The sequence below is a fragment of the Janthinobacterium sp. GW458P genome (assembly GCF_002127585.1).
Classification (GTDB): domain Bacteria; phylum Pseudomonadota; class Gammaproteobacteria; order Burkholderiales; family Burkholderiaceae_D; genus Janthinobacterium.
Genome location: NZ_NEGZ01000003.1, coordinates 35,771 through 60,649, shown reverse-complemented (window position 1 = coordinate 60,649; position 24,879 = coordinate 35,771). Strand labels below are relative to the sequence as shown.

General features: G+C 66.4%; 22 protein-coding genes. 10 read left to right on the top strand and 12 right to left on the bottom strand.

Features of this window, described 5'->3' with window-relative positions; genetic code table 11:
- Positions 1 to 9: 9 nt before the first annotated feature.
- On the bottom strand, positions 10 to 498 hold the full coding sequence (locus CBW50_RS03780) for a DUF2938 domain-containing protein (protein ID WP_086144286.1): 489 nt from the start codon (positions 496 to 498) through the stop codon (positions 10 to 12).
- Positions 499 to 561: 63 nt separating this feature from the next.
- Between CBW50_RS03780 and CBW50_RS03775 the strand changes: the two genes are divergently transcribed.
- The 4 genes from CBW50_RS03775 to CBW50_RS03760 all read left to right on the top strand — a co-directional run bounded on the left by CBW50_RS03775 (position 562) and on the right by CBW50_RS03760 (position 4,581).
- Positions 562 to 1,206, top strand: coding sequence for a metalloregulator ArsR/SmtB family transcription factor (locus CBW50_RS03775; RefSeq protein ID WP_086144285.1), 645 nt, complete (start codon positions 562 to 564; stop codon positions 1,204 to 1,206).
- Positions 1,206 to 1,718: a ClbS/DfsB family four-helix bundle protein gene (locus CBW50_RS03770; RefSeq protein WP_086144284.1), complete on the top strand. Its 513-nt coding sequence runs from the start codon at positions 1,206 to 1,208 to the stop codon at positions 1,716 to 1,718. Before CBW50_RS03775 ends, CBW50_RS03770 begins: the two co-directional genes overlap by 1 nt.
- A gap of 95 nt (positions 1,719 to 1,813) precedes the next feature.
- Positions 1,814 to 3,529, top strand: coding sequence for an NAD+ synthase (locus CBW50_RS03765; protein WP_086144283.1), 1,716 nt, complete (start codon positions 1,814 to 1,816; stop codon positions 3,527 to 3,529).
- Entirely contained in the window at positions 3,526 to 4,581 is a 1,056-nt protein-coding gene (locus CBW50_RS03760; protein WP_086144282.1) for a bifunctional nicotinamide-nucleotide adenylyltransferase/Nudix hydroxylase, read from the top strand. The genes CBW50_RS03765 and CBW50_RS03760 overlap by 4 nt, the downstream gene beginning before the upstream one ends.
- Positions 4,582 to 4,607: 26 nt before the next feature.
- Here CBW50_RS03760 and CBW50_RS03755 read toward each other — a convergent pair whose 3' ends face one another.
- Both CBW50_RS03755 and CBW50_RS03750 read right to left on the bottom strand, forming a co-directional pair.
- Positions 4,608 to 5,441, bottom strand: a complete 834-nt coding sequence (locus tag CBW50_RS03755) for a hypothetical protein (RefSeq protein WP_139842390.1) — start codon at positions 5,439 to 5,441, stop codon at positions 4,608 to 4,610.
- A 138-nt stretch (positions 5,442 to 5,579) separates the two neighbouring features.
- Positions 5,580 to 6,482 (bottom strand): LysR family transcriptional regulator, encoded by a 903-nt coding sequence (locus CBW50_RS03750; protein WP_086144280.1) that lies wholly within the window; start codon positions 6,480 to 6,482, stop codon positions 5,580 to 5,582.
- A 122-nt stretch (positions 6,483 to 6,604) separates the two neighbouring features.
- Here CBW50_RS03750 and CBW50_RS03745 point away from each other — a divergent pair, with 122 nt between their 5' ends.
- Together CBW50_RS03745 and CBW50_RS03740 are read left to right on the top strand one after the other, a co-directional pair.
- Positions 6,605 to 8,032: an MFS transporter gene (locus CBW50_RS03745; RefSeq protein WP_086144279.1), complete on the top strand. Its 1,428-nt coding sequence runs from the start codon at positions 6,605 to 6,607 to the stop codon at positions 8,030 to 8,032.
- The gene (locus CBW50_RS03740) at positions 8,029 to 8,427 is read left to right on the top strand and encodes a hypothetical protein (protein ID WP_086144278.1); all 399 of its coding nucleotides are present in this window, start codon (positions 8,029 to 8,031) and stop codon (positions 8,425 to 8,427) included. Before CBW50_RS03745 ends, CBW50_RS03740 begins: the two co-directional genes overlap by 4 nt.
- 1 nt (position 8,428) lies before the next feature.
- Here CBW50_RS03740 and CBW50_RS03735 read toward each other — a convergent pair whose 3' ends face one another.
- From CBW50_RS03735 to CBW50_RS03715, 5 genes are all read right to left on the bottom strand, one after another.
- On the bottom strand, positions 8,429 to 9,004 hold the full coding sequence (locus CBW50_RS03735) for a DUF1349 domain-containing protein (protein ID WP_086144277.1): 576 nt from the start codon (positions 9,002 to 9,004) through the stop codon (positions 8,429 to 8,431).
- A 25-nt stretch (positions 9,005 to 9,029) separates the two neighbouring features.
- Entirely contained in the window at positions 9,030 to 10,445 is a 1,416-nt protein-coding gene (locus tag CBW50_RS03730) for an efflux transporter outer membrane subunit (RefSeq protein WP_086144276.1), read from the bottom strand.
- Positions 10,442 to 13,540: a MexW/MexI family multidrug efflux RND transporter permease subunit gene (locus CBW50_RS03725; protein ID WP_086144275.1), complete on the bottom strand. Its 3,099-nt coding sequence runs from the start codon at positions 13,538 to 13,540 to the stop codon at positions 10,442 to 10,444. Before CBW50_RS03725 ends, CBW50_RS03730 begins: the two co-directional genes overlap by 4 nt.
- Before the next feature lie 12 nt (positions 13,541 to 13,552).
- Entirely contained in the window at positions 13,553 to 14,653 is a 1,101-nt protein-coding gene (locus CBW50_RS03720) for an efflux RND transporter periplasmic adaptor subunit (protein WP_086144274.1), read from the bottom strand.
- A gap of 66 nt (positions 14,654 to 14,719) precedes the next feature.
- Positions 14,720 to 15,202, bottom strand: coding sequence for a DUF2165 family protein (locus CBW50_RS03715; RefSeq protein ID WP_086144273.1), 483 nt, complete (start codon positions 15,200 to 15,202; stop codon positions 14,720 to 14,722).
- Positions 15,203 to 15,327: 125 nt separating this feature from the next.
- On the opposite strand from CBW50_RS03715, the gene CBW50_RS03710 reads away from it, so the two are divergent.
- On the top strand, positions 15,328 to 15,987 hold the full coding sequence (locus CBW50_RS03710) for a MarR family transcriptional regulator (RefSeq protein ID WP_086144433.1): 660 nt from the start codon (positions 15,328 to 15,330) through the stop codon (positions 15,985 to 15,987).
- Here CBW50_RS03710 and CBW50_RS03705 read toward each other — a convergent pair.
- Positions 15,984 to 17,240, bottom strand: a complete 1,257-nt coding sequence (locus CBW50_RS03705) for an MFS transporter (protein ID WP_086144432.1) — start codon at positions 17,238 to 17,240, stop codon at positions 15,984 to 15,986. The genes CBW50_RS03710 and CBW50_RS03705 overlap by 4 nt on opposite strands.
- A gap of 112 nt (positions 17,241 to 17,352) precedes the next feature.
- On the opposite strand from CBW50_RS03705, the gene CBW50_RS03700 reads away from it, so the two are divergent.
- Positions 17,353 to 18,249, top strand: a complete 897-nt coding sequence (locus tag CBW50_RS03700; protein ID WP_086144272.1) for a LysR substrate-binding domain-containing protein — start codon at positions 17,353 to 17,355, stop codon at positions 18,247 to 18,249.
- Here the strand turns inward: CBW50_RS03700 and CBW50_RS03695 are convergent.
- Both CBW50_RS03695 and CBW50_RS03690 read right to left on the bottom strand, forming a co-directional pair.
- Entirely contained in the window at positions 18,246 to 18,998 is a 753-nt protein-coding gene (locus tag CBW50_RS03695; protein ID WP_086144271.1) for an SDR family oxidoreductase, read from the bottom strand. The genes CBW50_RS03700 and CBW50_RS03695 overlap by 4 nt on opposite strands.
- A 352-nt stretch (positions 18,999 to 19,350) precedes the next feature.
- Positions 19,351 to 20,388, bottom strand: a complete 1,038-nt coding sequence (locus tag CBW50_RS03690; RefSeq protein ID WP_086144270.1) for a class I SAM-dependent methyltransferase — start codon at positions 20,386 to 20,388, stop codon at positions 19,351 to 19,353.
- A 128-nt stretch (positions 20,389 to 20,516) separates the two neighbouring features.
- Between CBW50_RS03690 and CBW50_RS03685 the strand changes: the two genes are divergently transcribed.
- Together CBW50_RS03685 and CBW50_RS03680 are read left to right on the top strand one after the other, a co-directional pair.
- A complete protein-coding gene (locus CBW50_RS03685) occupies positions 20,517 to 21,407 on the top strand; it encodes an AraC family transcriptional regulator (RefSeq protein ID WP_226936152.1) in 891 nt (296 codons plus the stop codon).
- 57 nt (positions 21,408 to 21,464) lie between these two features.
- Positions 21,465 to 21,869: a VOC family protein gene (locus CBW50_RS03680; RefSeq protein WP_086144269.1), complete on the top strand. Its 405-nt coding sequence runs from the start codon at positions 21,465 to 21,467 to the stop codon at positions 21,867 to 21,869.
- Between the two features lie 60 nt (positions 21,870 to 21,929).
- On the opposite strand, the gene CBW50_RS03675 is transcribed toward CBW50_RS03680, so the two are convergent.
- On the bottom strand, positions 21,930 to 24,800 hold the full coding sequence (locus tag CBW50_RS03675; protein ID WP_086144268.1) for an insulinase family protein: 2,871 nt from the start codon (positions 24,798 to 24,800) through the stop codon (positions 21,930 to 21,932).
- Positions 24,801 to 24,879: the final 79 nt, after the last annotated feature.

Here is a 24,879-nt window from a genome sequence, read left to right as displayed (position 1 = left end):
CCGGACAAGTCAGCGCACGGTCGACCACAGCAGCGCCGCCAGGTACAGGCCGACGCCGAACGCCGTGTGCGCCATCAGGCTGCGCAGGCGGGCGGCGTTCGGATGCGGCGTCTTGCTGGCGGCCAGGCCGGCGCCCATGCCCGGTTGCAAGATGCAAAACGGCGCGGCCACGCTCACCAGGCCCGCCAGCAGGGCCGGCGCGAACGTCGGCCCTTGCACCCACTGCTGTCCCACCAGCGCCAGCAGCACGGCCGCAAACAGCACGCCGATCACGTAGTGGGCCGTCCAGCCCAGGATGGCTTCATCGCGCACGGGCGCCGCCTGGGCGATGTTGACGTGGCTCAAGGTGCCACGCGGCAGATGGCCGAGCCAGCGCCCCACCATGGCAAAGTTCAGCGAGGGTATGCACCAGAAGCGCTTTAATGCCATGGCCCATACGTCCATCACCGCCGTCGCGCCCACGCCGATCGCCAGCGCATCGAGCCAGATTGTTTGCATCGTCTCTCCCTTATAACATTCAATTGATTGCTTGAATGTTATAAGGGTGCTAGCATCGTGTCAATGAAAAATGCCGATATCGAATTGCTCACCGGTTCCGCCGGGTTTGCCCATGTTTTAGGCAGCGCGCCGCGTTTGCGCCTGCTCGAGCAGATCGCGCACGGCGAGTATGCGGTGGAGCAGCTGGTGGAGTTGACGGGCCTGTCCGTGGCGAACACCTCGCAGCATCTGCAGCAGTTGCGGCGCGCCGGTTTCGTGCAGGCGCGGCGCGACGGCAAGCGCGTGCTGTATCGCCTGGGCAGCGGCCCTGTGATGCAGTTGCTCGATGCGCTGGGCCTGTATGCGCAGCACCAGCGCAGCGAATTGCAGGCGCTGGGCCGCGGCGACCACGTGGAAGCCATCACGGGCGACGAGTTGCTGGAACGCATGCAGGAAGCCAGCATCACCGTGCTCGACGTGCGTCCCGCGCAGGAATTTGCCGCCGGCCACTTGCCCGGAGCGATCAATATTCCGTTTGACGACTTGCAGCGCCGCCTGGGCGAACTGCCCGCGAACGCAGAGATTGCCGCCTACTGCCGCGGCCCGTACTGCGTGTTGTCCGTGCAGGCCGTGGCGGCCCTGCGCCAGCATGGCTTGCATGCGCGCCGCCTCGGCAGCGGCTACGACGACTGGCAGGCGGCCGGCTTGCCGGTGATCCGGGCGGCGTGATGGCGATCCCCAACAGCAAGCAGGAACTGGTCGAGGCGATTACCACCACCTACGCCAGGCTGATGCAGGAACTGGCGCGCGTGCCGCCGGCGCTGGCGCGCGATCCCGTGCTGGAGGGGCAAGTGAAAGGCACGCGCATGAGCGTGTGCGATTTGCTGGCCTACCTGGTGGGCTGGAACGAGCTGGTCTTGCACTGGCATGCGCAGCTGCGCGACGGCAAACGCATCGAGGACATCGCCTTTCCCGCCGAAGGTTTCACGTGGAACGCTCTGGGAGAACTGGCGCAGCGCTTCTATGCCGACTATGCTGAACTGGGCATGGAGGACTTGCTGCCGCGCCTGGAACAGGCAAAAGACCAGCTGCTGGCGCTGATCGACGCGCATGACGATGTGCAACTGTATGGCCAGCCCTGGTACACGCATTACACGATGGGGCGCATGATCCAGTTCAATACGGCGTCGCCGTATGCGAATGCGCGCACGCGCTTGCGGGCCTGGCTCAAGACCTTGTAGGCGCTGGATCGGCAGGCTTGCACGATTGCATCAGTACGCTCAGAAAATTTTTCAGGCAGGATAGTGGTTTCAAGCGTAACCAATGAAGGATCACCATGCTGACCATCGCCCTCGCCCAGATGAATCCCACCGTGGGCGATTTCGACGCCAATGTCGCCGCCATCACCGCGCGCATGGCCTGCGCGAGCAGCGATGGCGCCGACCTGCTGGTATGCCCGGAACTGTCGCTGTGCGCGTATTACCCGGGCGACCTGTTCGAGGATGCCGCCTTCCTGCGCGGCCTGCGGCAGGCGCTCGATGCGCTGCTGCAGGCGTCCACGCGCTGGCCGGCGCTGGTCACCGTCATCGGCACGGCGCGCCCGAATCCCGGCGTCGGCAAGCCCTTATATAACGCCCTGCTGGCGATCCGCGACGGGCATATCGTCGCCGAATACTACAAGCAGCTGCTGCCGACCTACGGCATCTTCGACGAGGGCCGGCATTTTGAGCCGGGGCCGCCCGGCGCCTGCACCCTCGCCATCGCCGGCTGCAAGGTCGGTTTCATGATCTGCGAGGACGGCTGGAATGACGACGGCCGCGCCTACGCCGTCAATCCGTTTGAGGCCCTGCACGCGGCGCGGCCGGACCTCATCGTCAGCATCAACGCCAGCCCGTCCGACATCGGCAAGCGCGCGCAGCGCCATGCCGTGTTTGGCGCCGCCTGCCAGCGCGTGCACCTGCCCCTGCTGTTCGTCAACCAGGTGGGCGGCCAGGACCAGCTCGTGTTCGACGGCGCCTCGTTCGCCTTCTCGCCCGGCGACGGCCTGCAGTTCGAGGCGGCCCGCTTCGCCGAAGATTTTCCATTGCTGCGCTTTGCCGATGGGCGTTTTACGCGCACCGATGGCGCGGCGTTTCCCGTGCCGGATCCGGCAGGCATCCCCGCCGTCGAGTTTGCGCGGCGTCAAATCGTGCTCGGCTTGCGCGACTACGCGCGCCGCTGCGGCTTTACGCAAGTCGTCGTCGGCTGCTCGGGCGGCATCGATTCGGCGCTGACGCTGGCCCTGGCCGTCGAGGCGCTGGGGGCCGACAACGTGGCGGCCATTACCATGCCGTCCGTCTTTTCCAGCGCCGGCTCCGTCACCGATTCCGTGGCCCTGTGCGCCAACCTCGGCATCGCCCTGACCACGCATCCGATACGCGACATCGTGGCGCAGTACGAAGCCGGCTATGCCCAGGCCTTCGACGGCAGGCTGCAGGGGCTGCCGCTGGAAAACCTGCAGGCGCGCGTGCGCGGCACCATCTTGATGGAATACTCGAACGCCTTCGGCGCCCTGCTGCTCACCACCGGCAACAAGAGCGAAATCTCGGTTGGCTACTGCACCCTGTACGGCGACACGAACGGGGGCCTGGGGCTGATCGGCGACCTGTATAAAACGGAGGTCTTTGCCCTGTCGCGCCACATCAACGCCAGCGCCGGGCGCGAACTGATTCCTGTGGCCGTGCTCGATAAACCCCCGTCGGCGGAACTGGCGCCGGGCCAGCGCGACACGGACAGCCTGCCGCCGTACCCGGTGCTCGATGAAATCCTCAAATGGCATATCGAGGGACGGCGTTTGCCGGCGGCCGAAAGCGCGCAGGCGCTGACCCTGGTCGACCAGCTGCGCGAGACGCACGAGGGGCGGACCCTCGTGACGCGCATCCTCGGCATGGTCGCCCGCAACGAGTACAAACGGCGGCAGGCTGCGCCCATCATCCGCGTGCGTTCGCGCGCCTTTGGCAGCGGCCGCCAATTGCCGATCGCCGCCCGCTACCCCACCGGAGACGACGCATGACCCTCGCCTATCCAGCCGACGCGGCCATCCTGATCGGCCGCTTCCAGCCTTTTCATAACGGCCATGCGGGCCTGCTGCAGAAGGCGCTGGCGACGGCGTCGCAGGTGGTGGTGGTGCTCGGTTCCGCCTTCCATGCGCGCAGTCCCAAAAACCCGTTTACGTGGCAGGAGCGGGCCGCCATGATCGCCGCCACCCTGCCCGAGGCGCAGCGCGACCGCGTGCATTACGTGGCCGTGCGCGACTACTATGACGACGGCCTGTGGGCCGACGCCGTGCGCCACGCCGTGGCCGGCGCCGTGCCACGCGCGCAGCGCGTGACCCTGGTGGCCTGCTTCAAGGACGCCACCAGCTATTATCTGCACCATTTTCCGCACTGGCAGCTGCTGAACCTGGAGATCGACCCCGGCGCGCCCATCGGCGCGACGGCCATCCGCAACGTGCTGTTCGAAGCCGAGGACGTGGACGTGTCGCTGAGCGCCGTGGCGCAGCTGCTGCCGGCGGCGATCGGCCAGTACCTGAAGGCGTGGACCTTGCTGCCGTGGTACGCGCCGCTGGTGCAGGAATACCGCGCCATCGAAGCCTATAAAGCGCGCTGGAAGGTGGCGCCGTATCCGCCCATCTTCACCACCGTCGACGCACTGGTGCAGACGGGCGGCCACGTCCTGCTCGTGCGCCGCGGCGGCTACCCGGGCAAGGGCCTGTGGGCCTTGCCGGGCGGCTTCCTGGAGCCGCGCGAGCGCCTGTTGCAGGGCGCCCTGCGCGAACTGGCGGAAGAGACGCAGCTGGGCGTGCTGGCGCCCACCCTCGTCGAGGCGCTGGTCGGCGTGGCCGTGTTCGACCATCCGGACCGCAGCCAGCGCGGGCGCACCATCACGCATGCGCATTATTTTGACCTGAAGACGCGCCAGCTGCCAGCCGTGACGGCGGCCGACGACGCGGCGCTGGCGCAATGGGTGCCGGTGACGGTGCTGCCGGCCATGGAAGAGGAATTCTTCGAAGACCACTTCCATATCCTGAACCACTTCCTGCACCTCACGCACGAGGGGCGCTAGGGGCAGCCCGCAGCGCCCCTGGCGCGTCAGGACGTCACGCGCTCCCAGCCATGCCTGACGGCCGCCTTGAAGTCGTCCCAGGCCGACTGCGGATACGTGTGCTCCCAGTTGCTGCGCAGCTCGGGCTCGACCTGCTCCCAGTGCTGGCCGCGGTAGCTGTCGCTGCCCGCCATCGAGTGGCCATAGCGGTAGGCGGGATCGTAGTCCTCGAAGCGCGCGCCGCTGGCCGCATACACGCTGCTCCAGTGCGCCTGGTAGTACTGCTCGTCGTCGTCGCTGGTGCGCGGCAGGTTGTCGGCGCCCGGATAGTGGCGCACGGTGGCGCCGCCGCGCGTTCCCTCCTGCGGCATGCTGCCGGCAAATTGCTGCGACGACGAGGCATCCTGCCGGTTCACGTTGCCGGCCGGCATGCCCTGCTGGGACGGCGCGCCCGACTGCATGCCGGCGCCCTGGCGCATCGCGCTGTCGTTTTGCGGCATACCCTGCCAGCCGCTGGCGCGCCAGCTGTCCGCGTGCGCATCGATGTCGATGGGCGCATAGCGCTCGACGAGGTCGGTGGCGCGCTGGATGTCGGCGTCGCTGGCCCCTTCCAGGGTCAGCACGATGTGGCCGCGCCGCACGGCTTCCGCATAGATGTGGCGGTCGGCGTGGCTGCCGAACAGGTCTGTAAAGAAATGCTTGACGCTGTCGAGCAGCGTTTCGCCATCGTCGCGGCGGGCGTCTGCCGGGGCGGACGCCGCGTCGCTGCCCGCCTCGTGCAGGCGGATGTTGGCGCTGGGAAAGCCAGCGGTGATGAGGTCTTGCCGCGCATGTTCGGCCATGTCGCGCTGCGCGAAAACTGCTGCCAATGTATGTGCCATGATGGTCTCCAATCGGTGAACAACGTCCCTTCAGTGTAGGCCGTGAAAAACGAAATGGGCGCTCGTTTGCCTCTTGGAAATCGTTGTATGCAACAAGTATTGACGACGTGACACTGACGCCGTGGCGCCACGTGAAACTTATGCGGGCGTGCCCACGAACGCGTGCAAGAAGTCGATAAAGGCGCGCACCTTTTCCGCAATATGCTGGGTGTTCGGATACACGGCATACACGCCCTGCTCCGGGAAGGCGACGTCGGGCAGCAGGCGGCGCAGGCGTCCCGCGCGCACCTCTCCTTCCACCTGCCACTGCGGCAGCAGGGCCACGCCGCAGCCGCCCAGGGCAAAGCCCAGCAGGGCCGAGGCGGAGTCGGACTGGATGACGGCGGCGTCCTGCACGGCAAACGCAGCCGGGCCATCGGGCGTCTGCACCTCCCAGCGCAGCGGCGAGGCCAGGCGGCTGTGCGCCAGCCAGCGCGCGCGCTGCAAGTCGGGCAAGGTGGCGATGCCCTGGCCCGGCAGGCTGGCCAGGTAGGCGGGCGAGGCGACGGGCCAGATCGCATACGGCTCGATCAGCGCGGCGCGGTAGCTCGAATCGTTGAGCGAACCCATGCGGATGGCCACGTCGTAGCGGCCCGAGATCAGGTCTTCATGCGAGGATGACGACGAATGCTGGATCTGCAGCTGCGGATGGGCGGCGGCGAAGGCGATCAGCGCGGGGACCACCGTGCGGCTGCCGTATTCGACGGTGGTGGTCAGGCGCAGGGTGCCGCGCAAGCCCTGGTGGCCCTGGCGCGCCGTCTCGATGGCGCCGTGCGCTTCGCTCAGCACGCGCTGGCAATCCTCGTAAAAGCGCCGTCCCACGTCGGTCAGCGCCAGGCTGCGCGTGCTGCGCGTGAGCAGCGACACGCCCAGCTCCGCCTCCAGCTGTTTCAAATTAAAACTGACGACGGCCTTGCTCTGGCCCAGCACGGCGGCGGCGGCCGTCAGCGAACCGGCGTCGACGATGGCGATGAAAATACCCAAACGGTCAAGACTGATCATAGATGGAAGGAGATGGAAGCTTGCAGGGATTTGTCAAAATAGATTTGACAGTGTAATCGGGGCTGGCCCGTTACGCAAATGGCGACGGGCGCTTAAGCTGGCCGTTTGCCATTCGGAGCACCATGGACTATCGCAAAAAAGTGGCGGCCATCTATCTGCTGGGATTTTTCGTCGACCTGATCAACATGTTCATCACCAGCGTCGCCTACCCCGACATCGGCCATGCCCTGCACGCCTCGGTGGCGCAGTTGGCCTGGATCAGCACCGCCTACATCCTCGGCTTGACCATCGTCATCCCCGCCAGCGCCTGGCTGGCTGCCTATTATGGCAGCAAAACCGTGTTCATGGCATCGTTGCTCACCTTTCTATGCGCCAGCGTGGGCGCGGGCCTGGCGCCATCGATCGAGGCGCTGATCGCCTGGCGCTGCGTGCAGGGCCTGGGCGGCGGCCTGCTCATTCCGCTGGGGCAAAGCATGACCTACCAGCTGTATCAACCTGCCGAGCGCCCCGGCCTGTCCGCCGTCATCATGCTGGTGGGCTTGCTGGCGCCGGCCCTGTCGCCCGCCTTGGGCGGCGTGATCGTCGACAGCCTGTCGTGGCGCTGGATTTTTTATTTGAACGTGCCGTTCGCGGCGCTGGCGCTGCTGCTGGCCGCCTGCTGGCTGCGCCCCGATCCGCCGCGCGTGGCCGGCTCGGTGCCCCGTCTCGACGCGGGCGGCCTGCTGGCCGGCAGCACGGCGATCCTGTTGCTGCTGCTGGGCCTGACCATGCTGGGTACGCCCGGCGATGGCCTGGCCGGTGCCGGCGTGCTGGCGCTGGGCGCCGCCTGCGCGTGGGGTTATGTGCGCGGCGCGCTGCGCAAGTCGACGCCGCTGCTCAACCTGCGCCTGGCCGCCGAGCCGCTGCTGCGCATTGCCATGCTGATGTACCTGCTGGTGCCGGGCGTGTTCATGGGCGTGAGCCTGCTGGCCATGCTGTATCTGCAGGGCGTGCTGGGCATGCCGGCATCGACGGCGGGCGCCCTGATGCTGCCGTGGGCGCTGGCCTCGTTTGGCGCCATTGCGCTGACGGGAAAAAGCTACCGCCGCGTGGGGCCGCAACCGCTGTTCATCGCCGGCGCCCTGCTGCAGGCGGCCGGCATGCTGATGCTGCTGCGGGTGGATTCGGCGGACCAGTTATTCTGGCTGGCCGGCGCGTATGCCGTGATGGGTTTTGGCGGCGGCTTGTGCAGCAGCACGGCGCAAAGCACGGCCTTCTTGCGTACGCCCGACGGGCAACTGAGCCAGGCCAGCGCCTTGTGGAATATCAACCGCCAGCTGGGATTTTGCCTGGGCGTGGCGCTGCTCAGCGTACTGCTCAATGGCTTGCTGGCGGCGCAAGGCATCGCCACCCTGGACGACCCCGCCCTGCATGCGCGCGCGGCGCAGGTGTTTCACTGGTGTTTTGCCCTGGCCGCCAGCGCGTGCGTGCTGCCGCTGGCGTTGTGCCTGCGCATCGACAACCGCGCCGTTCTCGACCTTTTACATCACCATGGAGCAAGCAAAAAATGAATGCTACAAATCTCTATTTTGACGACGTTTTAACCACGCATGTGCTGATCCGCGACTGGCTCTCCGGCGACGTCACGGCGCCCGAACATTGCACTGATTTGCTCGCGCGTTTCTCGCCCGCCTTCACGATGGTGGCGCCCGTTGGCAAGCAGCTCGATGGCGCCGGCCTGGCGGCGTTTTTCCGCGCCGCCGGCGGCAGCCGTCCGGGCTTGCAGATGCACATTTCGGATCTCGTTCTGATCCAGGAAAGCGCGGCCGGCGCCACCGTGTCTTATCGCGAGTTCCAAGCCATGCCCGGCGCAGAAAACACGGAGCGCCTGTCGACCGTCGTGTATGACAAAACCCCGTCTGGAGCCTTGTTGTGGCGCCATTTGCACGAGACGTGGGTGGCTTGATCTAGCTTAAATCATGCAAGTCTTTTTGCTGCGCCGGAGCGATGGAAAACTGCGAAAACACCACCTCCAGCCCACCGCGTTCCGGCGTGCAGCACATGGGTCCGACGCGGTAGCTGCCGGCCTCGGGAAACGGCGCCAGGCGCAGCAGCGGCCAGCGCCGGCCATCGGTCGAATACTGCACCCGGATCACGCCTTTTTCCACCGTGACGCGCAGCCAGAAACCATCGGGCATCGCGGGCGCGAGGCTGACGGCCCAGTCGGATTTGTCCTGCGTCAATACGGAGCTCAACAGCAGCTGGCCGTCGGAAAATTCGACGCCGCATTTGATCCAGTGTTGCTCGTCGATGCGCACCATCATGCCGGCCTGGTCGTACAGCGCAGAATACTGCGCCGCCACGTGCAGCTGCGCCGTAAAATCGCCGCTGATGTCAGTGCCGAAAAAATGGCCGCTGTCGCGGATAAAGCCATACGAGGTCTTGCGCCAGAAATCCGTCTGCGCATCCGTCGTCACGCGCAGCTGCGCGCCGTCGGCGGACCAGTTTTCCGGTGGATTGAGCCAGCTGCCTTGCGTGAACATTGCGCCCCTTTCTGAGCTAAAAAGATCACATAGTGTGCCCCCAACCCAGCGCCTTGTACAGCGCGATCGCGTCGATATAGGACGCCGTTTCCGCCTGCAGCGCTTCGCGCCGGATATCGAACAAGGCACGCTGGTTTTCCAGCACGGCCTGGTAGCTGCCGGAGCCGCCCTGGTAGCGCGTGCTGGCGATGCCGAGGGCCGCGTTGCCGTGGCGCGCCGATTCCAGCAGTGACGCGAGACGCGTCTGGTTTTCCGCCAGCTGCGTGACGGCGTTTTCCACGTCTTCCTGCGCCAATAACATCGTTTGTGCATAGCGCGCCAGGGCGCCCTGCGCCTCGGCCCGCGCGCCGCGCAGGCGCGCCTTGACGCTGCCCAGGCGGAAGGCCGGATAGCTGACGGAGGGCGCCACCTCGAAGGCGCGCGCGCCGCCGTCAAACACGCCGCTGCCGCGCAGGGCGAAGAAGCCCAGGAAACCGCCGAGACTGAGGCGCGGATACAGGTCGGCCGTGGCCGCCCCAACGTTTTCGCTGGAGGCGGCCAGCAGGCGCTCGGCGCGCACCACGTCGGGCCGCTGCTTGATCAGCCGGTTCACGTCGCCGAGCGGCAGCCGGCCCGCCAGCGGCGCCTGCTGTTGGGGCTTGGTGGCCAGCGCGATGGCGCCCGCAGTGTCTGTGCCAGGTCGTTGACCGCTCAGCACGTCGAGCCGGTACTGCGCCTGGCGCAAGAGCGCCTGCAACGGTGGCAGGGCCGCCTCGCTGCGCGCCAGGTTGGCCAGCGCGTTATGGCGCTCTTCCGGCAAGCCGCTGCCGGCGCGGATGCGCGCATCGGTCAATGCCACCGTGTCGCGCCAGCTTTGTGCCTGCGCCTGCGTCAGCGCCAGGTTTTGCTGGTAGCCCAGCGCCTCGTAATAATTGCGCGCCACCTCGGCGGCGATCGTCAGCTGCACTTGCCGCACGTCCGCCTGCGCCGCGTCCGCGCTTGCCTGCGCCGAGCGGCGCATGTGCGCCAGGCGGCCGAACAGGTCGATTTCCCATTGCGCGTCGAATCCCACGCGCGTATTCACCGTGGCGGCGCGCCTGTCTGGCGTATTTTGCTGCACCGTGCGCTGCCATCCTGCCTGGCCCGTGACAGCGGGCAGTTCATCGAGCCTGCGCTCGTCGAAGACGGCGCGCGCTGCCAGCAGGTTCGCTTGCGCTTGCGCGATATCAAGGTTATGTTCGAGCGCGCTGGCGATCAGCTGCGACAGCCGTGCATCGTCAAAAAACGTCCACCAGGCGGCGCTGCTGGCAGCCGTTTGAGCTGGCGCAAACTGCGCCTGCTGCGGGCTGGCCAGGGCGATGTCTGGCGTGCCCGGCGTCACATAGGCGGGACTGACGACGCAGCCGGCCAGCAAGGGGAAAAGGGCGGCAAAAAGGGAAGCTAGATAGCGGTCATTTTTCATGGGGATTCCTTCAGCGCCTGCGACAAATCGCGGGCACGCGGCGTGGCATGGTCGGCCGTGTGGCGGCGGGCCAGAAAGGTGTACACGGTGGGCAGCACGAACAGGGTAAAGAAGGTGCCGATCAACATGCCCGAGACGATCACCACGCCCAGGCCGAAGCGGCTGTTGGCGCCCGCGCCGGACGCGAACAGCAGCGGCACCAGGCCCACCACCATGGCGGCCGTCGTCATCAAGATCGGGCGCAGGCGGATCTGCGCCGCCTTGCGGATGGCCGTGATGCGGTCGAGCTGTTCATGCACCTGCAATTCGTTGGCAAATTCCACCATCAGGATGCCGTGCTTGCTGATCAAGCCGATCAGGGTCACCAGGCCGATCTGCGTGTAGATGTTCACGGTGGCGTAGCCGAGGGCCAGCGGAATCAGCGCGCCGCAGATCGACAGCGGCACGGTGATCAGGATGATCAACGGGTCCGTCAGGCTTTCATATTGCGCCGCCAGCACCAGGTAGATGACGACGACGGCCGCCAGGAAGGCCAGCAGCAGGGCATTGCCTTCCGTGGCGAACTGGCGCGCGTCCGATTGCCAGTCGTAGCTGAAGCCCGGCGGCAGGGTTTTCGCCACGCCGTCGAGGAAGGCGACGGCGTCGCCCAGGGTCACGCCCGGCGCCGGCACGCCCTGGAAGGTGGCCGCATTTTGCTGGTTGAACTGCGTCAGCATGTTCGGCTCGATCTGTTCCGTTACCGAGACGACGGCGGACAGGGGCAGCAGGCTGCCGTCGTCGGCGCGCACGTACTGCTGCGTCAGGGCTTGCGCCGTCAAGCGCTGCTCGCGCGGGCTTTGCGCGATGACGTCGTAGGCGCGGCCATCCATGCCGAAGCGGTTCAGGTAATTCTCGCCCACCAGCACGGCCAGCGATTCGCCGACGTCCTGCATGCGGATGCCCAGGCTGTTCGCTTTCGAGCGGTCCACGCGCACCTTGACGACGGGATTGTTGTAATCGAGGTCGCTGTCGACGACGGCAAACAGGCCGCTGTCGCGCGCGCGCTGCTTGACGTCTTCCATGGTGCGGAACAGGGTGGCGTAATCCTGCGCGCTGCGCAAGACCATCTGCACGGGCAGGCCGCCGCTCGACCCGGGCAGAGGCGCCAGCTGGAAGGCGAAGACGCTCGTGCCCTCCACGTCGCCCGCGGCGTGCTGGAGTTCGGCCTGGATGACGGCCGCATTGCGCGCGCGTTCGGCCCATGGCGTGAGGTTGATGCCGCCGATGCTCGACGCCGGGCCTTCGCCGCCGTTGATGATCCAGCGCGAGTGCGTTTCGGGGATGTTTTTGTAGATATCATCGAGCTTGTACGAAAAGCGCTCGACGTAATCGAGGTTGGCGTGCTGCGGCGCCTTGATCGCCGTCAAGACGCTGGCCTGGTCTTCCGCGGGCGCCAGTTCGCGCTGCGGCAGCAGGTACAAAAACGGCAGACTCACCATCACCAGCGCGGCGAAACCGGCGCTGAGCCAGCGGTGGTGCAGCGAGCGGTCCAGCAGGCGCGCATAACGGCTGGTCAAGCCTTCGAAGAAATGCTCGGCGGCGCGCGCCATGCGCCCTTCCGATTGTTTCGGCTGCAGCAGCAAAGAGCTCATCACGGGAGACAAGGTCAATGCCACCACGCCCGACACCACCACGGCGCCGGCCAAAGTGAGTGCGAATTCCTTGAACAGCGCGCCAGTCAATCCCCCCATCATGCCGATCGGCGCATACACGGCCGCCAGCGTGATCGTCATGGCGATCACGGGGCCGGCCACTTCGCGCGCGCCCACCAGCGCGGCGGCCACGGGCGTCTTGCCTTCCTCGATATGCCGGTGCACGTTTTCCACCACGACGATGGCGTCGTCGACCACCAGGCCCACGGCCAGCACCATCGCTAGCAGGGTGAGCAGATTGATGCTGAAGCCGAAGGCCAGCATCAGCGCCGCCGCGCCCAGCATCGACAGCGGTATCGTCACGACGGGTATCAGCACGGAGCGCAGGGAACCCATGCACAAATAGATGACGATGACGACGATCAAGAGCGCTTCGAGCAGGGTGTGCGCCACCTCGTCGATGGACGACTGGATGAAGCGCGCCGTCTCGAACGCCAGCTCGACTTTCACGCCGGGCGGCAGGGTTTTCTGGATCTCGGGCAGCAGCTTCTTGATGCCGTCGACGATCACCAGCGGGTTGCCGCCGGGCGTGGGCGACAGGCCCAGGTACACGGCCGGCACGCCGTCCATGATGCCGCTCGTCTCCGTGGCGGCCGCGCCCAGTTCCACCGTGCCCACGTCCTTCAGACGCACGAGCGATGCGCTGTCTTTTTCATCGCCGCCCTTGGTGATGACCATGTCGCGGAATTGTTCCACGCTGGTGAGATCCGTGTTGACGCTGATGTTAGCGACGACGAACTGCCCCTTCACCTTGCCGGGCGCCGCCTGGTAGTTATTGCGCCGCACGGCATCGGCCACGTCGGCCGCCGTCAGGCCGCGCGCCGCCAGTTTTTCCGGGTCGATCCACAGGCGCATGGCCAGCTGCTGGCCGCCATACACGTCGACCTTGGCCACGCCGTCGATGGTGGCGAACATCGGCTGCACCACGCGCGCCAGATAATCGGTCAGCGCGGGCGCGGACACGCTCTCGCTGGCAAAGCCGACGTAGGCGACGGCCGAGGAATCGCCGGCCGAACGCTCGATGACGGGGTCAAAAGCACCTTCAGGCAATTTATAGCGCACCTGATTGACCTTGGCCATGACCTCCGTCAATGCCTGCGTGGAATCGCGGTTCAGTTCCATGCGCACGGTGACCGTGCTGCTGCCCTGCACCGACGACGAGGTCAGGTAATCGATGCCTTCCACCGACGACACGGCTTGCGCGATCGGCTGCGTGACAAAACCCTGCATCAGTTCCGCCGAGGCGCCCGGATACGTGGTTTTCACCGTGATGGTGGACGATTCGAGCATCGGGTACTGGCGGATCGGCAGCTGCAGGATGGCGATCACGCCCAGCATCAGGATCAAGGTGCTGATCACCAGCGCCAGCACGGGGCGGCGTACGAATAGATCGGTAAATTTCATGGCGGCCTTCCCTCAAGAACCGGCCCTGGGCGCGGCGCGCTTGGCCTCGTCCAGGGTGTTGGCGACTGCCTGCACGGCCATGCCGTCGGCCAGTTTCAGCTGGCCCGAGGCGACCACGCGCTGGCCTTCGCGCAAGCCGTCGAGGATGGCCACGCGGCCCCCTGCCCGCTCGCCCAGTTTCACGCCCACGCGCTTGACGGTGAGCGGCTGCTTGCCCTCCTGCTGCGCGACGAACACCGTGTCGCCATACGCGCTGTAGGTCACGGCCGTTTCCGGCACCGTCAGCTGCTGGCCGGCTTCGCGCTCCACGCGCACGTTCGCGTACATGCCCGCTTTCAGGGCGCCACGGGGATTTGTCAGCGTCGCCTGCACCTGCACCATGCGCGAACGGGCGACCAGCGGGTCGATGGCGTTGATCCTGGCCGTAAAAACGTCGCCCGGATACGCGTCCACCAGCACTTGCACGGCCTGGCCCGGCGCCAGCTTGGCGCTGCTCTGTTCATCGAGGGCGAAGTTCACCAGCAGCGACTTGGTGTCGATCAGGCTGGCCACCGTGTCGGCCGCGTTCAGGTACTGGCCCGCGTGCACCTTGCGGATGCCCAGCTGGCCGGCGAACGGCGCGCGGATGGTCTTTTGCGCGATCAGCGCCTCCGTCTGCCGCACGTCGCCCAGGGCCGCGTCGCGCGCGGCCAGGGCGCTGTCGAGCTGCTCCTGCGTGGCCGCCTTGTCCCTGACCATCTGCGCCGTGCGCGCATGGCTGCTTTCCGCGTTTTTCAGCTGCGCGCGCTGGCGCAGCAGCATTGCCTGTTCTTGGGCGTCATTGAGCTGTACCAGCACGGCGCCTGCGGCCACGCTCTGTCCCGATTCGAAGCGGATCTGCGTGATCCGGCCGCCCGTTTCGGCCGCCACCTGCACCTGGCGCGCCGCTTCCAGCTCGCCCACGCCGGCAAAAAAGCGCTCCTGCGTGCCCAGCACGACGGGCACCAGCGCCACCTTGGTGGCGGGAGTGGCGGCGGCATCGGCCGCATGGGAGTCTGCGCGCGGATACAGCGCGCCGCCCGCGACGGCCAGGGCGATGGCCAGCGCGGAGGCGCCGACGATTTTCGTATTCATGATGAAGTCCTTTACAGTAGTAAAAGGGAAAAGTACAAAGGGAAGAAGAGGCGCAGCGGAGGCTGATCAGGTCCGCTGCGCGTTGAAGAGTAAAAACAGGCCGATGGTCCACAGCAGCAGCACCAGGTGCGTCGTCTGCAAGCCTTCCTGCGCGATCCAGTAGCCGAACCACAGGCCGCCCAGGTGCATCAGCAGCAAGAAGGCGGCCATGGCGCACAGGGCCAGGTTCAGCCAGGGCAAGCCGGCCGCCAGGCCGCCGCCGAGCAACAGCGCCACGCCCGTCCAGGCGGCGATGGCGGCCAGCAGTTGCAGCGCCAGCACCACGCCCAGCGACAAGCGGTGCAAGGTCAATGAGGTGAGCGCGCGGCGCAGCAGCGGCGTCTGGATGGTGGGGTCCTGGCGCAGCGGGTCCATGCGCATGGTGTTGCCGATGGCCCAGACGGAGCCGTGGAAGGCGTGCAGGTTGTTGATGGCGGCCAGGGTGAGCCAGGAGGCCAGGCCGGCGGCGAGGATGGCGTGAAACAGCCAGATGGAGTGAGACAGTTGCATGGGAAAATCCTGTCAAAAGAGTACCTTGCCGGCATGCAGGCGTGGAAATTCCTCGACAGCGGGGAGCTACCGGCCTATTATGCAAGCAATTAGTTGGTTAACTGGCCCCATGATAGTTGAGCGAAATGAATTACACAAGTAAACGTTTGGATAATAGCGAGGCGCCGCAAACGACGGAGCGCATCCTGTATTTCATCAAGACCAAGGGACCCGTCTCTACGGCGACCCTGGCCAGGACCCTGGACATGACGGGCGAGGCGGCGCGCCAGCAGGTGCAAAAGCTGGTGGCGGCGGGCCTGATCGAGGGGCGCCAGGAAGCGCAGGCGGGTGCGGGACGGCCGCGCCAGAACTGGGTCTTGACGGAGGCGGGCAATGCGCGCTTTCCCGACACGCATGCGCAGCTGACGATCAAGCTGATCGGCTCGGTGCGCCAGCTGTTCGGCGAGGCGGGGCTGGACAAATTGATCACGCAGCGCGAAGAGGAAAGCCGCAGCGCGTATGCGCTTGCGTGCTCGGCGCCGGACTTGCCCACGCGGCTGCGGCAGCTGGCCGCCGTGCGCGATGAAGAGGGGTATATGGCGCGCGTGGAAGCGGACGGCGGCGACTGGCTGCTGATCGAGGACCACTGCCCCATCTGCGCAGCCGCCCGCACCTGCCAGGGCTTTTGCCGCTCGGAACTGCAGCTGTTCCAGGAAGTGGTGGGGCCAAGCGCCAGCATCGTGCGCGAGCAGCACGTGCTGGCCAATGCGATGCGCTGCGTCTATCGCATTTCGCCGCTGCCTTAAGGCTTGGGAAACAGGGGCCGGGCGGCCAGCGCCACCAGCCCCGCCGTCCACCATACGACGGCCCAGCTGCTGGCCGCCAGCAGGTGCGGCAGCGTGACGGGCGTGAGGAACAGCCCCACGTAGACGGCCGTGTTCGCCATGCCCAGGGCCGTGCCCGCGCTGGCGCCGCCCGCTTCCGTGGCCAGCTCCGTGTAGGCCACGCCATGCCAGGCGGACACGGCGATGCCGGCGAGCACCACGGCGGCCATCAGCAGCCAGCCCGGCGCCTCCAGCCAGGCGATGCATCCCAGCAAGATGAACGCGGCCAGCGCCACCAGGGCCGAGCCGCGCAGATAAGCGGGCCGGTTGGCGCGGCGGTCCGTATGGCGCCCGCTCCAGATGCGCATCACCATGGCGCCCATTTGCAGGGCCACCATCACGGCCGTGATGGCCGCCAGGCCCAGGCGGCCATGGTCGTGCAGGAAGACGGTGGCATAGCTGAGTACGGCAAACTGCGGCACGCACAGCAAGCCGATGGCGGCCACCATGCGCCAGACCTGTCGATTGCGCAGCGGCGGCGGCTTGACACCAGACAGGCCTTGCGACGCGTTGTGCGGCCCCGTGGCGGCCTCGGCAGCGGAATCGGGCTCATGCATCCAGCGCCACGTCAAAAACGCCGACAGCGCGCATACGAGGGCCAGGGCGCCGAAGACGGGCATGAAGCCATGGCGCGACGCCAGGCTGGGCAGGATGAGCGCGCCGAGGCCGCCGCCGAGCGGCACGGCCGTCTGGCGGATGCTCATGGCGAAACCCCGTTCGCCAGCGCCGAACCAGCGCATCACGGCGCGGCCGCTGGCGCCGTTCACGCTGCCGCCCAGCACGCCGACTGCCGCCAGCCCGGCCGCCAGCGCCCACAACGGCGGCACGGACCCGTCAGCGGGCGTGATCCACAACAGCAGGGCCAGCAAGGCCAGCATGGTGCCCAGCAAGCCCGTCAGCAGCACGGGGCGGTCGCCCCAGCGGTCGGTCGCCATGCCCCATGGCAATTCAGTCAGCGCCACGCCCAGGCCCATGGCGCCCAGCGCCACCCCCAGTTCCGTATTGCTCAGGTGATAGCCGCTGCGCAGCCAGACGGCCGTCGTGGGCATGCCGTTGGCGGCGGCGGAAAAGCTGGCGTTGGCCGCCACGCCGACGGCCAGTACTTTCCAGCGGTGCGAGGCGCTCAACGAGGGCGCGGTGATGGGGACAGGGACGGCAGGGCAGCTGGTGCGCATGGCAGGGACAGGAAAGTGGTTGACCCAGGCAGTGTGGCGCGCTACGATCATTCTGAATATCAGATAATTTACGCTATACCATCCCATAAAACAGGACGATTGCCGTCACGCCATGCATCAGCTCAATTTCGACATCGCCTTCCTGCGCAGCTATGTGGCCGGCATCGAGCTGGGCAGCTTTGCCCGCGCGGCCGACAAGGTGGGCCGCTCCACCTCGGCCGTCAGCGCGCAGCTGAAAAAACTCGAGGAGCAGGCGGGCCTGCCCCTGTTCCGCAAGGATGGCCGGGGCCTGGCGCTGACGCCGGCCGGCGAAGTCTTGCTCGGCTATGCGCGCCGCCTGCTGGAACTGAACGACGAGGCGGCCGTCGCCTTGCGCGGCGTGGAACTGGACGGCTGGATCAAGCTCGGCCTGCAGGAGGATTTCGGCGAAGCCTTGCTGCCCGAGGTGCTGGGGCGCTTTGCGCGCGCGCATCCGAAAGTGCGCATCGAGGCGCATGTGGCGCGCAACACGGAACTGATGGACCGGCTCACCATGGGCCAGCTGGACCTGGCCCTGCTGTGGGGCGGCGCGTGCATCGCCGACGTGGCGGCCTATCCGCCGCAGCAGCGTCAGCGCATCGCCGAACCGGCCATGCGCTGGATCGCCTCGTCCAGCCTGGCGTGGCAGCCCGAGTCGGGCGAAGCCTTGCCCCTGATCATGTTCGACCGCGAATGCCTGTTCCAGCGCTGCGCCACGCAGGCGCTGGACCAGGCCGGCATCGCCTGGCGCATCGCGTTTACCAGTCCCAGCCTGGCGGGACTGTGGGCCGCGGCCGCCGCAGGGCTCGGGGTGACGGTGCGCACCAGCCTGGGCTTGCCGCCGTCCGTGCGCGTGCTCGACCACGTGGCGGCGGGCTTGCCCGCCCTGCCCGCGCTGTCGCTGGAATTGCTGCAGGCCTCCAGCGTGCCCGGGCCGCCAGTCGAGCGCCTGGCGGCCCTGCTCATCGCGGCACTGCAGGCTGGGCCTTAAAACGCCTGTGCCGTGGGGCGCAGCACGATTTCATTGATATCCACGTCGGCCGGCTGCTCGATCGCATACGCGATGGCGCGCGCCACCGAGCCGGCGGAAATGGCGATCTGGTAGAACTCCTTGACGGCCTTGGCGCTCTCGGCGTGGCTGCTGCCCTGGCTCAATTCCGTGTCCACGGCGCCCGGCGCAATGACGGTGGTGCGGATGGTGCCGCCGCTGGCCGCCAGCTCGTGGCGCAAACCTTCCGAAATGGCGCTGACGGCAAACTTGGTGCCGCTGTAGACGGTGCCGCCGGGGCTGAAGACTTTGAGCCCCGCCACCGACGAAATATTGATGAAGTGGCCGCTGTTTTGCGCCTGGAAATGCGGCAGGACGGCGGCGATGCCGTTCAGCACGCCTTTGATGTTGATATCGATCATGTTGTTCCACTCGTCGACTTGCAAGGCGCTCATCGGTGCGATGGCCATCAGCCCCGCATTGTTGATCATCACGTCGACCTTGCCGAACACGGCCAGGGCCGTATCGATCAGATTCTTGACGTCGGCAGGCACTGTGACGTCGGTCAGGGCAACGGCGGCCAGGCCGCCGGCGGCCGTGATTTCTTCAGCGATGGCGGTGAGCAAGTCCATGCGGCGCGCGCCGAGCACGACGGAAGCGCCCAGTGAGGCCAGGTGGCGCGCGGTGGCTTCGCCCAGGCCGCTGCTGGCACCGGTGATGACGACGACTTTTCCTGCGATATTTTGACTCATGATGAATTCCTCGTGGAGGCAGCGGCTGCTGCGGTTGACATCAGTATCGGGCCCGCCATGCTCCCATGGAAATGATGTTGTTTACCATTCCCAAAATGGGCAGCATTGCGAGGCCGCCATATGGTGAATCGACTGGACATGCTGGTATTTTTTGCTGCGCTGCCGAACTGGGTTGTTTCACTGCAATACGCGGCAGCTACAGCTTAGCGCATTTGCTGCATAATTGACAATTATTAGGTGGCAAGCCGTGCAACAGCTCGCGCCGCTGTCGAGCATGAGGCGCGCGACGGCGGCGCCTCGCCGCTTGCTTGTCGATAGTGACCTGGCTGGCGGCCGTTGCCCTGGATAAAGCTCAAGCGTCCCGCCGGGCGACCAGCACTTGCACGGGCGCCATGGGGAAGTCGCTGGCGCCATATTGTTCCACCTGCCGCCATCCGGCCGCGCGCAGCAGCAGCGCCAGTTCTCCCTGGCGCGTGACGGCGCGGCCCAGCATGCGCATCGGCAAGTAATACGGCAGCACGCGCGCCGCCTCGCCCGCTGTCGCGGCGATTTCCGCCTGCACGCAGACGAACACGCCGCCGGGCTTCAAGGCCGCATGGATCTTGCGCAAGGCGCCCGCCATGTCGGGCACGAAATGCAGCACGGACGAGCACCAGACGAGGTCGTAATCGCCGCCGATATCGTCGCTGTCCAGGTCGCCGCCCAACGTTTCCAGGCGCTCGGATAATTGCGCATGGGCAATGTTCGCGGCCGCCACGGCCACCGTTTCCGGCCAGTCGAAAACGCAGCCGTGCAAGCCCGCGTGGGCTTGCGCCAGCGCAATGGCAACCCAGCCGGGGCCGCCGCCGAGGTCCAGCAAGTTCAAGGGCGTAGCGCGTGCCGCGAACGGCGCGACGCGCTCCATCACGGACAGCGCGGCGCGCATGGTGACGGCGCGCTGCTCCTGGCCGATCTGCTGCTGCGCGGCGGCGGCCCAGTTGACGCCATTGGCCGTGCTGTACGGCGCCGCTTTGCCGCCGTCGCGCACGAGCGAGTTCAATTGCGTGGCGAAATGGCGCAGCGCGTGCAGCCGGTACAGCCAGGCGTCGCCGCAAAAGGCCACGGAGTCGCGGCAGAAATACTGCACGGTGGCGGCCGTGCAGCGGTAGCGCTGTGCATCCGCATCGGCCGCATCGCGTTCCAGCACCTGCATGCTCCAAAGCAATTCGAGCAGCAGGGCCGTGTGCGGCGCATGCAGCGACAGGGCCTCGGCCAGTTGCGCCGGTGTGTGCGGCACGGTCAGTACATCGAGTATGCCCAGTTCCAGGGCGGCGGCCAGCCCGTCCGCCTGCACGGGGGCGACGGCCAGGTCCCAGTACGGCTGCAGGGCGTGTTGCGGATTGCATGACATGATCTTCCTTTCGGCGAGGTGGGCATCAGCGTCATTTTATGCAACAATGAGAATAATTATCATTTGCATTTGTATGCGCGGCGGCGTTTTTCGTATGCGGGACGGCGCGCGGGAAAACGGGAGGAGCGATGATGGAACAGGACAGGGCAGCGGCAGGCTGGGTGCGGCGCCAGCTGGACCCGGGGTTGAAAGAGTGCCGCGCCGACCAGCGCCAGGTCGACCAGGGCGTGCTGCTCGTGCATTCCGATTACCGCCCGCGCCTGGCGCTCGTCGAGCCATCGCAGCATGACGACGGGGGCGGCATGGTGATCACCATCGGCCTGGAAGGCGCATCCGCCTACGCCACGCGCGATGGCGAACAACTGCGTTTCCAGGGCGGCCACACGACCATGACGGTGTTCCAGCACGTCAGCGGCGAGCGCCGCTTCGAGGCGAACCAGCGGGCGGCGCAATTGCGCGTGCTGGTCGACGAGCACGCGCTGGCGCGCTACTGGCCGCAGGGCCTGGCATCGCTGCTGCCCCATGGCGGCGCGCGCCAGCTGGCGCATGCGGCCACCACGGCAGCTGTCGCCCAGCACGCGCGCGCCCTGCTGCGCGCGGCGGACCCGCTGGCCGTGCATATCGGCGTGCTCAGTATCCTGGCGGAACAGCTGCGGGGCTTGCAGCCGCCGCCGCTTGCCGTGCCGCGCTGGTCCGACGCCGATATCATCAAGCTCGAGCGCGTCCACGCGCTGATGCAGGAGCAGATGGCGCAGGCACTCACGCTCGATTACCTGTGCGCGCAAGCGGGGCTGAGCTTGTTCAAGCTCAAGCAGGGGTGGCGCTACCGCTATGGGGACAGCCCCCAGCGTACCTTGCTGGCGTTGCGCATGCGGCGGGCAAAGTTACTGCTGGAAAATGGTTGCCAGGTGGCGCAGGCAGCTTGGCAGACCGGTTATCGGCATCCGGCCAATTTCAGCGCCGCCTTCAGCCGCTATTTCGGCTATGCGCCGAAGACCGTGGGGCGCGCGGGCGGGTAAAAAGCCGGTGTAGAATCGGCGGGCAGCAAATACTCATACGACCCACAAGGAGACATGATGGCCCGCAAAATCTTTGTCAATCTGCCCGTCCAGTCGCTCGAGCGTTCCGTCGCGTTCTTCACGGCGCTGGGCTTCAGTTTCAATGCCCATTTCACCGATGAAACAGCGACCTGCATGATCGTCACCGACGATATCTTCGTCATGTTATTGACGCACGACAAATTCAAGCAGTTCACGCCCAAGCAGCTGTGCGACACCAAGGTGGCGACGGAAGTGCTCGTGTGCCTGTCGGCCGAGAGCCGCGGCGAGGTCGATGAGCTGGTGGCCAAAGCCGTCCAGGCGGGCGGCAGCATCTACAAGGAGCCCATCGATTTCGGCTTCATGTATGGCCACAGTTTCCAGGACCCCGATGGACATCAATGGGAATTGATGTACATGGAGCCGGGCGCCGTACCTGGCTGATCGGTGGTGGTGGCGGATTAGCGCGGCAAAGCCGCGCGTAATCCGGCATCTCCGGCCAGCTTAGGACGCCAGCGCCAGCAGATCGACCACCTCCAGCCCGGCCAGGTCCTGCGTCGTGTTGCCCGCAAACGCGGCGCGGCTTTGCTGGCCGTTTTTCAGCCAGGTGCGCGTCACGTCCTTGATCTGCGCCAGGGTGCAATTGAGCACGCCGGTACGGAACTGCTGGCGCACGGCTTCCGTCGTGCCCCGCTGCTGCATGTTCCACGCCGTCAGCGCTTCCGCGTACGGCGAATGCGGCTTGTCGAGGCCCTTGATGACGCAGATGATGGCTTCTTCCACCTGCTCTTGCGAGAAATCGCCGGCGAGGATCTGGTCCAGCGTCGTGCCGAAGTCGGCGAACGTGCCGGCCAGGCGCGGATCGCGGTAGGAACTGAGCGTGAACGTGCCGGCGCCGGCCGCGTAGCTGGCGCTGCCGCCATACGCGCCGCCTTTTTCGCGCAGGGCCGTATGCAGCACCTGGTTGGTCATCAGTTCGGCGGCCACGGCCAGGGCGGAGGCGTCCGGATTGTGCACGCCGGGCACGGCCCAGGAAACGAAGCAATGGTTGATCTGGCTCGTTGCATGCAGGGCTGAATTGGCCAGCGGCAATGCTGCCGGCGTTGCCACTTCAACAGGCGCGGCCGCGCCAGCGGTGGCGGCAGGCAAGTCCAGCAGACGGGCCAGGGTGATGCCATCCTGCTCCAGGCCCGCGCACAGCACGGTCGGCGGCTGGGCGATGATGTGCGCGTGCAGGGTGTCGAGCTCGCGCGCGATTTCCTGCAAGCCTGCCGAGGTCTTGCTCAGCTGCTGCAAGCGGTGGTAGAACGGCAAGGCGGCCGGGCCGCCGACGATGTCGTCGAAGCGGCGCGTCGGCGACAGCGGCGCTGCCGACGCCAGCATGGCGTAGCGGTTGCCCGATTCGGCCAGGCTGCTTAATTTGTCCTGCACCAGGCTTTCGATCAGGAAGGCCAGGCGCTCTTCTTCATCGAAGCGGGGCTTGGCGATCCAGGCCGACAGCACGGCGGCAATGGCCGCGTGTTCTTCACGCAAGCCGCTGGCCGAGAACGACAGTTCCACGCGCATTGCCTGTTGCGGGCGGGGAATGGCTTCCAGGCCGATGTGGAACGAAGGCACCATGCTCTGGCGCCAGGCGCTGGCGTCGTCGAACGACATGTCGCCCACGCCCAGTTCCGGCGCCAGGTCCGTGTACAGGCGCAGCCAGGGCCACGACGCTTCCGGCAAGGCCGACACGTCGTACAGCACGTTGGCGTAGCTGATGCCGTTCGAGGCGATGGAAAACGCCACGGCACCGTCGACGGCGGGCGGAATCGGCAGCGCCGGACGCGGCGAGGCGCTGACGTCGCCCGGGCGGATGCGCGGCAGCACTTCCGAATTCGACGGCAGTTGCTGGTGCGCTTCCAGCGCGGCGGACTCGGCGACGATGTGCTCGCGCTCGGCATCCGTCAGCTGCGCCTGCAGGGCCGCCAATGTGGCGTCTTCCTGCGCGGCGCGGTCCGTGAAGAAGGCGGCATCGGGCACCACGCGCGTGGTCAAACGGGTCGGGTTGGCGATCAGCTCGCGCACCAGCTGCTTGAAGAATGCCGGGTCCTCGATCTGTTGTTCCAGCGTTTCCAAAATCGCCGCATTGTCGAAGGCGTCCATGACGTTGCCGTCGTACATGGCCAGCGGCAAGGCGTGCAGCAAACGGCCCAGGCCATACGGCATGCGGCCGCTGCTGATTTCGCGCTGGCTGTATTTGATATCGCGCAAGGCCGCGTGCAGCACGGCGGCCGGGATGCCCTCTTGCGCCGTTTCTTCCAGCGCCGTCCAGATGCGCTGGTGCGCGTCGGCGATCTGTTCTTTGGTTAAACCTTCCATGCCGATGTGGAACACCATCTGGCGGATGCCCGCGTCGCGGCCATTCATGTCCGATGGACGGCCATAGCCGGCCGATTCCATGGCGCGCATGACGGGCGCCGACGATTCGCCGAGCAAGCCGTGCGACAGCAGATGCGCGTGATAGTAGGCGACGGGATCGCTCGACTCGCCCATCAGCCAGGCGAATTGCAGGCCGAATTCATCGTCGCGCGCTTCCTGCGACGGAATTTTCACCACATTTTCCTGCGGCGCCGTCCACGCGGGCGCCAGCTGCGGCAGGCGGCGCGGACTGAAACCGCTGAGCTTGGACAGCACGCGCTCGGCGACCTGTTCCTGCACGGCCGACGCCTCGATATTGCCGGAAGTCATGATCACGGCTTGCGAGGGGTGGTAGTGGCTGGCGTGGAATTCTTTCAGCATGGCATGCGTCAGCGCGGGGATGTCGAGCGGGTCGCCGCCCGATTCCACTTCATACGTCGTGCCCTTGAGCAAGGCGCTGGCGATGCCGCTGTCCAATGCGCGCATGGGGCTGTTGAAGGCGCCCTTCATTTCATTGAAGACGATGCCCTGGTACACGAGCTTGTCGCCTTCGAAGGCGTGGCGCCAGCCTTCCTGGCGGAAATTCAGGTAATCGAGATTCGGGAAGAAGGCGGCGTCCAGGTACACGTCGAGCAGGTTGAAGAAATCCTTGCGGTCCGTGCTGGCGAACGGGTACACGGTGCGGTCCGGATAGGTCATCGCATTCATGAAGGTGGCCGTCGAGCGGCGCAGCATCGAGAAGAACGGGTCGCGCACCGGGTAGCGGGCCGAGCCGCACAAGGCCAGGTGCTCGAGGATGTGGGCGCGTCCGTCGCTCACTTCGGGCACAGTGGGAAACGCCACCAGGAACACCATTTCAGCCTGCTCGGTATGCATGTGGATATGGCGCATGCCCGTTGCGGGGTCGACGTACTGCTCGATGGTCGCCTGCAAGACTGGAATGAAGTTGCTGCTGACTTTTTCAAATGTGCTCATGCGGTATGGGATCTCTGCGGTAGGTGATTCGGATGGTCGGTGGGGCTGCATCACATGTGGGGGCAAAGTGGCGCAATGC